General features: G+C 56.2%; 11 protein-coding genes and 1 pseudogene. 5 read left to right on the forward strand and 7 right to left on the reverse strand.

Annotation, left to right across the window (positions count from 1 at the left end; all coding sequences use genetic code 11):
- Nucleotides 1-9: 9 nt before the first annotated feature.
- A complete protein-coding gene (locus tag VPX56_RS11685; RefSeq protein WP_326466393.1) occupies nucleotides 10-381 on the reverse strand; it encodes a VOC family protein in 372 nt (123 codons plus the stop codon).
- A gap of 317 nt (nucleotides 382-698) precedes the next feature.
- On the opposite strand from VPX56_RS11685, the gene VPX56_RS11690 reads away from it, so the two are divergent.
- Entirely contained in the window at nucleotides 699-1418 is a 720-nt protein-coding gene (locus tag VPX56_RS11690) for a GntR family transcriptional regulator (RefSeq protein WP_326466395.1), read from the forward strand.
- On the opposite strand, the gene VPX56_RS11695 is transcribed toward VPX56_RS11690, so the two are convergent.
- Nucleotides 1406-2605 (reverse strand): enolase C-terminal domain-like protein, encoded by a 1200-nt coding sequence (locus VPX56_RS11695; RefSeq protein ID WP_326466397.1) that lies wholly within the window; start codon nucleotides 2603-2605, stop codon nucleotides 1406-1408. The genes VPX56_RS11690 and VPX56_RS11695 overlap by 13 nt on opposite strands.
- A gap of 279 nt (nucleotides 2606-2884) precedes the next feature.
- Between VPX56_RS11695 and VPX56_RS11700 the strand changes: the two genes are divergently transcribed.
- On the forward strand, nucleotides 2885-4264 hold the full coding sequence (locus VPX56_RS11700; protein ID WP_326466399.1) for a PTS transporter subunit EIIC: 1380 nt from the start codon (nucleotides 2885-2887) through the stop codon (nucleotides 4262-4264).
- A 16-nt stretch (nucleotides 4265-4280) separates the two neighbouring features.
- Here the strand turns inward: VPX56_RS11700 and VPX56_RS11705 are convergent, their stop codons facing one another.
- The gene (locus VPX56_RS11705) at nucleotides 4281-5291 is read right to left on the reverse strand and encodes a LacI family DNA-binding transcriptional regulator (protein ID WP_326466401.1); all 1011 of its coding nucleotides are present in this window, start codon (nucleotides 5289-5291) and stop codon (nucleotides 4281-4283) included.
- A gap of 127 nt (nucleotides 5292-5418) precedes the next feature.
- Here VPX56_RS11705 and VPX56_RS11710 point away from each other — a divergent pair.
- Nucleotides 5419-6684, forward strand: a pseudogene (locus tag VPX56_RS11710) (oligosaccharide MFS transporter).
- A 38-nt stretch (nucleotides 6685-6722) separates the two neighbouring features.
- Here the strand turns inward: VPX56_RS11710 and VPX56_RS11715 are convergent.
- Nucleotides 6723-7634 carry a LysR family transcriptional regulator gene (locus VPX56_RS11715; protein ID WP_326466403.1) on the reverse strand — a complete coding sequence of 304 codons (912 nt, stop codon included), beginning with the start codon at nucleotides 7632-7634 and terminating at the stop codon, nucleotides 6723-6725.
- 117 nt (nucleotides 7635-7751) lie between these two features.
- Here VPX56_RS11715 and VPX56_RS11720 point away from each other — a divergent pair, with 117 nt between their 5' ends.
- Nucleotides 7752-9116: an MFS transporter gene (locus tag VPX56_RS11720; RefSeq protein ID WP_326466405.1), complete on the forward strand. Its 1365-nt coding sequence runs from the start codon at nucleotides 7752-7754 to the stop codon at nucleotides 9114-9116.
- Between the two features lie 42 nt (nucleotides 9117-9158).
- On the opposite strand, the gene VPX56_RS11725 is transcribed toward VPX56_RS11720, so the two are convergent.
- The 3 genes from VPX56_RS11725 to VPX56_RS11735 are packed head-to-tail and all read right to left on the reverse strand — an operon-like array spanning nucleotide 9159 to nucleotide 11869.
- Nucleotides 9159-10154, reverse strand: a complete 996-nt coding sequence (locus VPX56_RS11725) for a DUF2891 domain-containing protein (protein WP_326466407.1) — start codon at nucleotides 10152-10154, stop codon at nucleotides 9159-9161.
- A gap of 9 nt (nucleotides 10155-10163) precedes the next feature.
- Nucleotides 10164-11150, reverse strand: coding sequence for a DUF979 domain-containing protein (locus VPX56_RS11730; RefSeq protein ID WP_131632621.1), 987 nt, complete (start codon nucleotides 11148-11150; stop codon nucleotides 10164-10166).
- Nucleotides 11147-11869, reverse strand: coding sequence for a DUF969 domain-containing protein (locus VPX56_RS11735; RefSeq protein ID WP_131632620.1), 723 nt, complete (start codon nucleotides 11867-11869; stop codon nucleotides 11147-11149). Before VPX56_RS11735 ends, VPX56_RS11730 begins: the two co-directional genes overlap by 4 nt.
- Nucleotides 11870-12069: 200 nt before the next feature.
- Between VPX56_RS11735 and VPX56_RS11740 the strand changes: the two genes are divergently transcribed.
- Entirely contained in the window at nucleotides 12070-12615 is a 546-nt protein-coding gene (locus tag VPX56_RS11740) for a winged helix DNA-binding protein (protein WP_131632619.1), read from the forward strand.

The following is a 12615-nucleotide window of genomic DNA, read 5'->3' on the forward strand; positions in this document are numbered from 1 at the left end:
ACCACGGCGTTAAATCTCATCGGTAGCATGACACACGGCTTCAATGTTATGGCCATCAGGCGCAATAACGAATGCGGCATAATAGTGTTCGCCGTAAGGCCGCAGCCCAGGAGCGCCATTATCCTGCGCACCGGCGAGCAAAGCGGCAGTATAAAATTCATCGACCTGATTACGCGTCGCTGCCACAAATGCCAGATGAAGTGGCGCAGGTTTTTCATGCGTCTGAAAAAGGCAAAGCGACACGTTGCCGGAACTCATTTCAACCCCGTAGTCTGGAGTACCTTCATCAATGATGGCGATGCCAAGCGGTTGAAGGGCCTTGAGGAAAAAGGTTTTACTTTTTTCATAATCGCTAACGCCGAACTTAACATGGTCAAACATCGTCAGATCCTAAAAAGCTGATACGTTGGAAAGTAGTATAGAAGCTGATTGGTGGTTTGTGGCTGGGGTGATGAGCATTTCGGGCTAAAAAAGATGAAGCCTCGGTTATCCATGAAATGTCAGATTGGACGCATGATACAGTTAGTGCGCATAATGTATATTATGTTAAATGCGATATCTACCCATCATAAGCCCGTCATCCTCCTTGTCATCTCATTAGTTTTATACCTCCCAGCCGCCCTTGCCTTTTAATCCATTACCCCAGAATGATAATCTTGCCGTTAGTGCCAATGATGGATGATTTTCAGGTAAACACGATGAAGAAAAAAGAGTTTGTCACCCAGGATCTGCTCAGCAAAATCTACCAGCAGACCAGCCCTGGGCCGCGCAAGCTTCCGCCGGAAAGACAGCTCGCCGAGGAGTATGGCGTTTCGCGATCTACCATCCGCGAAGCGCTCGAAAAATTGGTCAGCATTGGCGTTGTGCGAATTGTTCAGGGCTCCGGCACGTGGATTAACGAGCATGCGCGCACTAACCCTTTGGTCTATAACTCCATAACCGAGAAACGCTTCGACCAGATCCGCTACCGGATGATTAGCCTGCATAAAAGACGTCCGGACCGTGCAGCCCAGCAGATTTTTGGTATCGATGACGAAAGCTTCATCTGGCATTTCTGCCGCCTGCGCTACGTTGACGACGCGCCCGTGCAGCTGGAAATTTCCAGCATGCCGGTGGCGGATTTTCCCGACCTCAATCAGCAGGCGATTGAACGCTCAATTCAACAATATGTATTGAGCAAGGGATTGACGATCTCCCATATGTTAACCACCTATCGCGCCGTCAGCGTGAACCGAGAACAGGCGCTAATACTGGGCTGCAAGAAAGGCAGCCCGGCAATGCATATCAACAATCGGGGAATTCTCGAGGGTGGCCGGGTATTTGAGGTCAGCGATATTATTGATATCAACTATAGCTGCACCTACGTCATTCCCTATAACCACGACAATTTGACCTGGCGTCAAAATCAGGGAGTATGAATGGCGCCGTCCGGTAAGCGGCTCTGCGTCCATTCATGTGGGCGATAGACAACCGGATGCGCCAGCGCCAGTTCCTCGTTAAATCCCACCCCTATTCCGGCCTTCAGCGGCGGATACACAAAGCCTTCTTTGACTTCCGGAGCGCCTGGGAAAATCCGATCCGTCATCTCTGACCGTGGAATAAACTCCTGAATGGCCGCGTTGTGAAGATGAATATTCAGGTGCGTATTCACCGCAACGCCGATTGGCGTCATATCGCCAGGACCATGCCAGGCAAGGCGTACGCCGAAGGCCTGACAGAGATGCGCCAGCTTGAGCGCGGGCGTGATCCCGCCGATTTGCGAGACGTGACAGCGGATAAAGTCGATACGCCGGTTAACGATCGGGTCATGCCACTCGGCTGGATTGTTGAACAGTTCCCCCATCGCCAGCGGAACACAGCTTTGCTGACGCACCTGTTCCAGCCACGCGCTTTGCTGCGGTGGAAGAATGTCTTCGATAAAATACGGCTGATATTGCTCGAGCTGTTTTGCCAGCTGTATGGCCTGCTGTGGGAATAAACGTTCGTGTACATCATGCAAAATGTGCAGCTTCCAGCCGTATTTCTCGCGCAGCGCCCGGAACATCTCGACGGTATTGCTCATGTACTCTTGCTGATCGAACCAGGCCCCGGAGGTCGGATTATCCGGGGCGTGCAGTTCAGACGGCGTACCGCCGTAAAACCCGAGCTGACAGCGAATATGGCGATAACCTTGCGCAATCAGCGCATCTACGGAGGTGAACAGCTGTTCCAGCGTCTCCCCGCTGGCGTGGCTGTAGGCCGGGATCGCATCACGGGATTTTCCGCCAAAGAGTTGATAAAGCGGCATTCCGGCAATCTGTCCTTTGATATCCCACAGCGCCATATCTACGCCTGAAATAGCATTGTTCATGATGGGACCGTTGCGCCAGTAGGCGTTGACGTTCATCATCTGCCACAGGTCTTCGATATTGTTAGCATCGCGGCCAATCAGCAGCGGTGTTAGATACTCATCGACGAGCGTTTTAACCGCCAGTGGCCGCTGCTGGAACGTCGCGCAACCATGCCCCGTCACGCCCTGCTCCGTCGTGACGCGCACCGTCACCAGATTATGCCTGTCCGGTCGGGTAATAAAACATTCGATATTCTTGATGATGACGGGGTTCACGAAATAACTCCTTAACAGCGCAGTAGTAATACAATCTGCTGAATATCATCGCCCTAAAAATGAGGATGGGTAAACCTTTTTTTTATTATTTATTTTGGTCCGAAATATGATTCAATATCCTACAAAAACCAGACCAATTCCTTATCGGCATGTTCAAAAAGGCTCATGCGTAAAGATTTTGTGAGCAAAATCAAATTTCATTGGTTTGTTTTGTCGTTTGAGTTTAATTATCCTTCAGTACGACATTAAAACGACAACAACACTCGGCAGGAGTTTTTCATGGGGACGCAAGAAGCCATCAATAATATTATTCGTCTGGTCGGCGGCCAGGGGAATATCAATAAAGTCTGGCACTGCATGACGCGGCTGCGCTTCGATCTCATTGACGATAATAAAGTGGATCAAAACGAGATTAAAAAACTGCCGGGCGTGCTGGGTGCCCAGCTCCAGAGCGATCAGTTTCAGGTCATTATCGGTCCGAAGGTCAATACCTGGTACGAGCATATGCTCAGCGTTATGGACGACAACACGCCTTCAGAGACGGAGTCGGCCAAGGGGCGTAAAAGCCTGGTCTCCCTGTTTATGGACACGGTTTCCGGCGTGTTTGGCCCGATTGTTCCGGCGATAGCCGGTGCCGGGATGATCAAAGGTTTACTGGCTGGCCTCATTGCGCTGAAGGTCGTTTCCGCAAAAAGCGAAACCGTGATGATTATCGATCTGATCGCAAGCGGCGTGTTTTATTTCCTGCCGTTTTTCCTTGCGGTATCGGCGGCGAAAATCTTTAAAACCAACGAATATCTGGCGGCGGCCATTGCGGCCTGTCTGATGTATCCGTCGCTGATCGACGCGGCGAAAGCGCTGGCGACGCACCAGGAGGGGGCCGTAAGCGCGCTCTGGCTGCTTAATGCAATCCCGGTCTCGGTATTCAACTATTCCGCCAGCGTCATTCCGGTGATCTTCTCGATCCTGGCCCTGAGCTATATTCACCGCTGGGTCGACAGCATTATGCCTGATGTGCTCAAAACGGTGTTCACCCCTACCCTGACCCTGTTTATCGGCGCGCTGGCGGCCCTGGTGGTGATCGGCCCTATTGGGATTTGGTTAGGCAAAGGGCTGGCGCTGTTTATTGAAGGGTTATTCAGCGTGTCGGCAAGCTTTGCCGGATTGATTGTTGGCGCGATTCGCCCGATTGCTATCCTGACCGGCATGCACCATGCCATGACGCCAATTGCGCTGCAAAACTTCAGCGACCGCGGCTATGACATGCTGATGCCCATGATGTTTATGGCCAACATGGCCATTGCGGGCGCGACGTTCGCCATCTGGCGTTTAAGTAAAGATCGCCAGGAAAAAACCGTGACGCTTTCCGCCGCCATCTCCGCGCTGCTGGGGATTACCGAGCCTGCACTGTTTGGCGTTCTGACCCGCTATAAAAAGGCCTTTATTGCCGCCACGGTTGCCAGCTCGCTGGCCTCGGCCTTCATCGCCTTTTTCGGCGTGCGGCTTTATGGTTACATCCTGTCGAGCATTTTCAGCCTGCCGGCCTACATCGGTCCGTACTTCATGTTTGCCCTTGCGGGCGTAGCGATGGCGCTGGTTTTATCTTTCGTCTTAACCACCCTGCTCGTGGGTAAAGAGCGGGCGGAACAGAAGCCGTGAGCATGGGCGGCGATCCTCACAGTTTCTCAATCAGAGATTTAAGCTGCGCGATTAACGGCGCGTTATCACTCCTCGCGTCATTGGATAATGGCCAGGTTGACTGACGAACAACCAGGCGCGTCGGCAGCAGCTCGCGAACACGGATCTGCGGTGCGGCCATTTGCTGAATTAACAGCTCAACGGCCCGCTTGCCGAGCTTGTTGAAATCCTGCGCCACGGTCGTCAGCGGCGGCTGAAAATAGAGGCTGTCCGCCGTATCGTCATAGCCGGTAACGGAAACAGCCCTGCTTCCCGTGCGGTTTAGCTGCGCCAGGGCGCTCAGCACGCCCAGCGCCATCTGATCGTTCGCCACCACGATGGCGGTCATTCGGGGATGCTGATGTAACAATTCGAAAGCCTTATGCCAGCCGCTGGCCGCGCTCCAGTCACCGAACACGGTGACCGCATTGCTCACGCCGTGTCGATGCAGCGTTTCGCGCCAGCTGCTCAGGCGCATCCGCGCCGAGACGGAGCTTTCAGGCCCTGCCAGCAGTCCGAAATGCCGGTGCCCCAGCTCCCACAGATGGCTGACGCAGGCCCCGCAGCCATCATGATGATCAAAACGGACGCAGCTGACGTTAGTGTCCGGCGAAATATCTAAAAACAGACAGCAAATATCCGGATTCTCACTCACCAGCCTTTCCGCAGTGCTGCCCTCAAGCGGCAGGTTGACGATCGCGCCCCGTATGTTCTGCGCGCGAAACTCATTGAGCCGCGCCTGCAGCGAGTCGTAATCCGCCATCGCCGGCATCGCAATCGCGACCTCAAGCTGATGCACGATCGCGTGGCTTTTTATCGCCGCCGCGATTTGCGAGGGTGCGTGCAGGGTCAGGGAGGCCGTAATCAACCCGATCGACGGGGATGATTTACCCGCCAGCAGCTGTGCCGAGCGGTTGGGGACATAGTGCAACGCCTGCATCGCACGAATGACCTTCTCGCGGGTACGCTCAGAAACGACGTCGGGATGGTGGCATTTCGTGATCGTCAATAAATTTCAAATTCTCTACCGTTGCGGCTTACGCGGAAATATTTGATAAATCATCCATCTTGTCCAGCGAATGACATTTAAAACAATACTCCGATTCTTGAAGGTATAACCCTATGGAACAGTCACAATGAAACTCTCTGAACTTGCACCAAAGGAACGGCATAATTTCATTTACTTTATGCTGTTCTTTTTCTTCTACTACTTCATTATGTCTGCCTACTTCCCCTTTTTCCCCGTCTGGCTGGCGGACGTTAATCATTTGACCAAGACGGAGACGGGGATAGTTTTCTCCTCTATTTCGCTCTTTGCGATTATCTTCCAGCCGGTTTTTGGTCTGATTTCTGACAAGCTGGGTTTGCGTAAGCACCTGCTGTGGACCATTACCGTCTTACTGATTTTGTTCGCGCCCTTCTTTATTTTTGTACTGTCGCCGCTGCTGCAGATGAACATTTTCGCCGGTGCGCTGGTGGGAGGGATCTACCTTGGGGTCGTGTTCTCCAGCGGATCTGGGGCGGTCGAGGCCTATATTGAACGCGTCAGCCGCGCTAACCGCTTTGAGTACGGAAAAGTACGCGTATCAGGATGCGTAGGCTGGGCGCTGTGCGCGTCAATAACCGGCATTTTGTTTGGCATCGACCCGAACATTACCTTCTGGATCGCCTCCGGATTCGCCCTCGTGCTCGGCATACTGCTGTGGATGTCAAAACCCGAAGGCAGCAACAGCGAGCTTGTCATCGACGCGCTGGGCGCGAACCGGAAGGCGTTCTCAATGCGCACCGCGGCCGAGCTGCTGCGCATGCCGCGCTTCTGGGGATTTATCGTCTACGTTGTGGGCGTTGCGAGCGTCTATGACGTCTTCGACCAGCAGTTTGCCAACTTCTTTAAGGGCTTTTTCTCCAGCCCACAGCGTGGAACCGAAGTCTTTGGTTTTGTGACGACCGGAGGAGAATTACTGAACGCGACAATAATGTTCTTCGCCCCCGCTATCGTGAACCGGATTGGCGCGAAAAACGCGCTGTTAGCCGCAGGCGTTATTATGTCGGCACGTATTTTAGGTTCGTCATTTGCCTCATCGGCAGTCGAGGTGGTTATTCTGAAAATGCTGCATATGTTTGAGCTGCCTTTCCTGCTGGTCGGGACCTTTAAATATATATCCTCTGCGTTTAACCCCAAACTGTCGGCAACGCTGTTCTTAATTGGCTTCAACCTGTCGAAGCAGCTGTCGGGCGTTGTATAGTCGGCGTGGGTCGGACGAATGTATGACACCGTGGGGTTCCACCAGGCCTATCTCGTTCTCGGCTGTATTACCTTGAGTTTTACCGTCATTTCCCTGTTCACGCTAAAGGGCGGTAAAACGCTGCTGCCCGCCCGGGAATTCAAGAGCGCGGCGTAATGGCGCAAGCCGAATGAGGCAGCCAGCGGATGGCTGCCTTACCTTTCGCGCACGGCGCCGCATACCTCAAGAATTTTCGCCCTCAGCCATCGATGCCCCGGATCGTTTTCCATTCTCGGATGCCACATCTGCGACACCGTTATGCTCCGGGTTTTGAACGGCAGTTCAAAAAGATGCAGTTTGTCGGTCATCTGCGGGTTAAGCAGGTAGAGCGCGGGAACCATGGCAACTAAATCCGATGCCAGCGCCACGGATAGCGCCGTCGGAAACCCGGGCACAACGCTGACCACGTTTCGCGTCCGGCCGGACTCCGCCAGCACGTCATCCACAAACCCGTGCAGCGTCCCTTCTGGCGAGGCCACCACGTGTCCCCAGGCGATATAGTCGTCGACGCCGATTACCGGCAGCGATGCGAGCGGATGTCCCTTGCGAACCGCACCGATAAACCGGTCCTGAAACAGCCTCTGCAGACGAATTTCTGGCCCCATATTGCTCTGCACGCCGACTTCCAGATCGACCAGTCCTTCGCGAAGGTAGCGCGACGTTTTCTCCGGCTTGGGCGCAAAGCGGATACAGACGCCGGGCGCAGCCTCCGCTATCGCAGCGATCAGCGCGGGCCCGAATGCCACCACAAAGCCATCGTTGGCGCGAATAGTGAAGAGCCGTTCAAGCGTTTCAACCTTTAGGGTTTCCAGCGAGGGCTGCAGCACCGCCCTCGCCTCGTGCACCGCGCGTCGGGCGCGATCGCGCGTGGCCTCGGCCCAGGGCGTTAACACCATGTTACGCCCTGCCCGCACCAGGATCGGGTCGCCGGTCACCTCTCTCAGCCTGCTAAGGGTGCGGCTCATGGCGGACGTGCTCAGGTTTAAGCGTCGCGCCGCCCCTGCGACGCTGGCCTCGGCCAGCAGTATGTCCAGCGCGACGAGTAAATTGAAATCCGGATCGGCCACGTGAAATCCTCATAGCGGGCGTTGTATGCAACTATCAAGTGCAACTGCTGCGTCTTCCGCCCTGTATAACCCATGATTATAGTTTCGTCATCAACATTCTCTCCTGGAGTAAACACGATGACGCTTTTTACAAACCTGCCCGGCGATGAGGGGCTACCGGGGCGTGAACGCGCGCGGGTGATGGCCGCCGTGATGACGACCACGCTGATGGGGGTATTTGACGGCACCATGATCGGCATTGCGCTGCCCGCTATGCAGAGCGCGATGCAGATCCCGGCGAACGTGGCGGTCTGGTTCGCCAACGGTTATCTGCTCTCGGCGGCAATGACGCTGGCAATTTTCGCAGCACTCGCCACCCGAGTGGGATATCGCCCTGTTTTTCTGGCAGGCCTGGCGATCTTTACGTTGACCTCAATCGGCTGCGCCCTGGCGCGCACGCCGGAACTGCTCATTGGGATGCGCATTTTGCAGGGCATCGGCGGCGCGGCAACGCTAAGCATTGCGCCGGCGATCCTCCGATCCGTTTTTCCCGGGCGGCTGCTTGGCCGCATTCTTGGGCTGCACGCCCTGCTGATTGCCTGCAGCAGCGCCATCGGGCCGGTGCTGGGCGGCGCAATTCTGGATACGTTCAGCTGGCAATGGCTGTTTGCAATCAACATTATTCCCGGGAGTATTGCCCTGCTGCTGGCGTTCCGGTCGTTGCCGCGAAAAACGTCGTCCGCCAGCGCGCCTTTTGATGCGGCCGGTGCCGTTCTTTCAGCCACCTTTCTGGGCGCAGCGGTTATGGCAGCCAACAGCCTGGCGTCCGCTGGATGGGGGATCCTCGCCCTGGCCAGCGGCCTGGCGTTTATCTGGCATATTCGCCGCACCCGCAATCCGCTGTTACCCCCCGTCATTTTTCGCAATAGCCGCTTTACCCTCGCCGCGTTAACGTCGCTGGCCTCCTTTGTCAGCCAGGGCATCACCTTTATCGCGCTGCCGTTCCTGTTTCAGAGCGCGTACGGCTTTAGCCCCGTCGCCTCCGCGCTGCTGTTTACGCCATGGCCTATTGGTATCGTGCTGGTTGCGCCACATGCGGGACGCTGGGCGGATAGCCTGTCTGCGCCGCTGATTTCTACCCTGGGGCTGATGATTTTCGTTCTGGGGTTAATTCTGCTGGCGACCCTGCCCGCCAGCCCTGCGGCCTGGGATATCTGCCTGCGCAGCCTGGTGTGCGGCATGGGGTTTGGGTGTTTCCAGAGTCCTAACAACCGGGAGATGCTGTCAAACGTCTCCAGAGAATATTCGAGCTATGGCTCCGGGGTATTGTCCATCGCGAGAACGTTCGGACAATCTCTTGGTGCCGCCGTTGTCGAGGTTTTGCTGGCGATGGCGCCTCAGGCGGCTATACACCTGGCTCTGTGGATTGCCGTGGCGGCTTCCCTGACGGCGGTGACGTTCAGCGTCAGCCGGCTGCGAAAAGCGGTGCGGGCGTCCGCATAACGTCGGGTGCAGCGTTGCGTTATCGCTGCACCCGAATCCTGCTTACTCCAGCGCCAGCAGCGCAAAGCTCGCCAGCCAGTGGCCGCCGCTGTAGTGGCTTCCCACCACGTGCTCCACGCTCGCCGCCAGGTGCTTCTCTACCGCGTTGCTTAGCGCCTGCTGCGCGGCATGATTGTCCGGCAATGCCTTCGCGATATGCTTCATGCACCAGGCGCGGCTCAGGTTTAGCCCATCAAGATGGGCGATTTTCGGATCGGTACGATCGCTCACTTCCGCCGGGTTCATCAGTGCCGTAATGGACGCCACGTCGGGCAGGAAATCATCGAACCACGCCGGGAAGTTATCCGCGACCTTGCTCATCAGCAAGGCTTCGGTCAGCGCCCCGGAAATATACTCATCGCCGCCCGGCTCGTAGTGCGCAGGATAGCGCGTATCCGCGAGGTAAAACCGCGTTGAGGCCTCAAGTATGGCTTGCTCAAGGGCGCTGTCCTTCACTTCACGGGCGTAGTCCAGCCCTAGCGCCAGCGCAAACGCCGTGTTGTAGTGCGTCCCGACGCGGATGGGATAGGTAAGCTTGCTGAGGTAGTCCACCAGCCGGTTACGGATATCCAGGGTTAGCGGCTGCAGCGTCTGGTACCACTCCCGGGCCTCCGGGATGGTAGACAGCTTCAGCTCCTGCGCCAGCGCCAGCAGCCAGCCGTAGCCATATGGACGCTCAAACGAGGCGCGGAACGGCGCGTTGAAATAGGCCAGCTCCTGCGCCACCTTCTCCTGCGTTATGTGCTCGTCAAAGAGCGCGACGATCTCGTCCCGGCACGACAGCGCCGGATAAAGGCGAACGCAGCGCAGCAGCAGCCAGTAGCCGTGCACCGCCGAGTGCCAGTCAAAGCAGCCGTAGAAAATCGGGTGCAGCTCGCGCGGCGGCAGAACGTCGCCGTCATCATTAAGCAGATGCATAATGTGGTTCGGATATTCCTGGCGCAGGTAGGTCAAAGGCATCCGGGCAAACGCGTCGGCCTGATGTTGCGTTAATTCCATAACAGCTCCTTAGCGAAACACGAGGAAATACATTAAGAACACGTTCACCACTAGCAGGGTCAACGCGGTCGGGATCTGGATTTTGATCACCTGATATTTGTCCTTCAGCTCCAGCAGCGCGGCGGGAACGATATTGAAGTTCGCGGCCATCGGCGTCATCAGCGTGCCGCAGTAGCCTGCGTACATGCCAATTGCCAGCAGCGGCGCGGGATTACCGTGGTGGACGTTAATCAGGAACGGCAGCGCAATGCCGGCGCTTAAAACCGGGAAGGCCGCAAACGCGTTACCCATGATCATGGTAAACAGCGCCATCCCCACGCAGTAGATCACCACCAGCATGAAGCGGCTATCCGGGTTCACAAACAGGCTTACCACCTTTTGCACGGAATCGCCGGTATTGGCGACCACAAACACCCCGCCCAGCATGGCGAGCATCTGCGGCAGGATCACCGCCCAGCCGATGGTATCCACCAGTCGACGGGACTGACGCACGGCGTGAAGCGGCGTACCCTTCGTCAGCCACCAGCCGGTCAGAATAGCCGCGACACAGGCAACGCAGAGCGCGGCCAGGGTGAGCTGCTTCTGGTCGAGCAAATAAACGCCGCCAATCGACACGCCCTTCAGGAACAACGTGCCGATCACCGTCACCACGGGGATCATCAGCGCCGGTAAGAACAGCCAGTTTTTCAGCCGTTCCGACGAGGCGACGCGCTCCTCCTCGGTGGACATTTTATAGTGTCCTTTCCCGACCAGCCCAAAGCCCGCCAGCAGCGCAATAACGATAACCGCGCCGCCGATGATGCGATAAGCCAGCGATTTTCCCAGCTCCTGCACCATCAGGTCGCCAAAGAGGAAGATCCCGCCGAACAGGAACCAGAACAGCGCGGTGGTAAAGCGTTTAGGATTGGCGCGATCGCGCAGGGTCATGACCACCAGCAGCATCACGACAAAGCCGATCAAGTAGTAAACGCGGTTAATGGTGATTAAGGTCATCATTGCGCGGCCTCCTGCGTTCCCTGCGCGGCTTTCCAGGCCATCACGTCGCGGCGGATGCTGGCATCCAGACGCAGCAGGCGCGTCATATGAATAATCAATGCCGCAATGGCGGTCGGAATGGCCCACAGGCCGATGTGCAGCGGCTCGATCCCCTCGATCCCGTTCTCCTTCAGGAAGGCGTCGATCAGCAGCACCGCGCCGAAGGCGATAAAGATATCCTCCCCGAAGAAGACCGCGATATTGTCGCACGCGGCGGCATGGGCTTTAATTTTGTCGCGAATATGCTGCGGCAGCTCGCCATATTCGTTCAGCGCCGCCCCTTCGGCCATCGGTGCCAGCAGCGGACGCACGGTCTGGGCGTGGCCCCCCAGGGACATCAGCCCCAGCGCCGCCGTCCCCTCACGCGCCACGAAGTAGAGCATCAGAATACGCGCCGAGGTAGCGCTGGCGATCTTCGCCACCCAGGCCTGAGCGCGTTCCTTAAGCCCGTAGTATTCCAGCAGGCCAATGACCGGCAGGATCAGGATGAAGGTGGCCAGCGATCGGCTATTCACAAACTTCTCGCCAAACGTCTCCAGCAGCATCCCGAAATCCATACCGACCAGCAGACCCGTCGCCAGCCCCGCCACCACCACAACCAGCAGCGGGTTGAAGCGCAGTGCAAAACCAATAACCACGATCGGAATCCCGATCAGCGGCAACAGCGTAGAACCGTCCATAAACGTTTACCCTATCCAAAGTGAGCGTTGCGCGCCGTCGGCTATTTTTTTAATTTGCGGCGTGCGATGTTGTGTTTTGCGTCAGGCTCCACAAAACCTGCGCTAAAAAGCTATATCTGAACCGCAAAAACATGTAAACAATTTATCAATAAAATGTTCTTATTTTATCGATGAGTTTACATTTCTGGCTAAGGAACGTTATGACCGCAAAAAAGAGTGTTGCCTCAAACCACGACGATATTTCGGATGGCCGTATTGTCTCGTCCCGTCACCTGGTATCCGAGCGCTGCGCGGAGCTATCGGAACTGGAATACGCGCTGATCATGACCAGCAACGCTTTCAATAAGTGGATGGTGCGCTGCATGACGGCGGCGGGCGAGCCGGATATGGGGGCGTTTGACGTTTCTCTGCTGCACCACGTGAATCACCGCAACCGCAAGAAAAAGCTGGCGGATATCTGCTTCGTGCTAAACGTGGAGGATACCCACGTGGTGACGTATGCCCTGAAAAAGCTGGTTAAGGCGGGCTACGTGACCAGTGAAAAAGCGGGGAAAGAGCTCTTTTTCTCCACAACGGATGAGGGAAAAGCGCTGTGCATGAAATACCGCGACGTGCGGGAAACCTGTCTGATCAACATCCATGGGGAAAGCGGGATTTCAGGAACGTCTATCGGGGAAACCGCGCAGCTGCTGCGCACGATCTCCTCCCTGTACGATACCGCCGCGCGGGCGGCGGCATCGCTGTGA

Origin of the sequence: Enterobacter wuhouensis, from assembly GCF_035835995.1 — a bacterium.
GTDB lineage: Bacteria > Pseudomonadota > Gammaproteobacteria > Enterobacterales > Enterobacteriaceae > Enterobacter > Enterobacter wuhouensis.

Bases quoted from the DNA above. Each gene is read 5' to 3' on its own strand.
- VPX56_RS11685 (WP_326466393.1), bottom strand. From the start codon at position 381: ATGTTTGACCATGTTAAGTTCGGCGTTAGCGATTATGAAAAAAGTAAA.
- VPX56_RS11690 (WP_326466395.1), top strand. From the start codon at position 699: ATGAAGAAAAAAGAGTTTGTCACCCAGGATCTGCTCAGCAAAATCTAC.
- VPX56_RS11700 (WP_326466399.1), top strand. From the start codon at position 2,885: ATGGGGACGCAAGAAGCCATCAATAATATTATTCGTCTGGTCGGCGGC.
- VPX56_RS11720 (WP_326466405.1), top strand. From the start codon at position 7,752: ATGACGCTTTTTACAAACCTGCCCGGCGATGAGGGGCTACCGGGGCGT.
- VPX56_RS11725 (WP_326466407.1), bottom strand. From the start codon at position 10,154: ATGGAATTAACGCAACATCAGGCCGACGCGTTTGCCCGGATGCCTTTG.
- VPX56_RS11730 (WP_131632621.1), bottom strand. From the start codon at position 11,150: ATGATGACCTTAATCACCATTAACCGCGTTTACTACTTGATCGGCTTT.
- VPX56_RS11735 (WP_131632620.1), bottom strand. From the start codon at position 11,869: ATGGACGGTTCTACGCTGTTGCCGCTGATCGGGATTCCGATCGTGGTT.
- VPX56_RS11740 (WP_131632619.1), top strand. From the start codon at position 12,070: ATGACCGCAAAAAAGAGTGTTGCCTCAAACCACGACGATATTTCGGAT.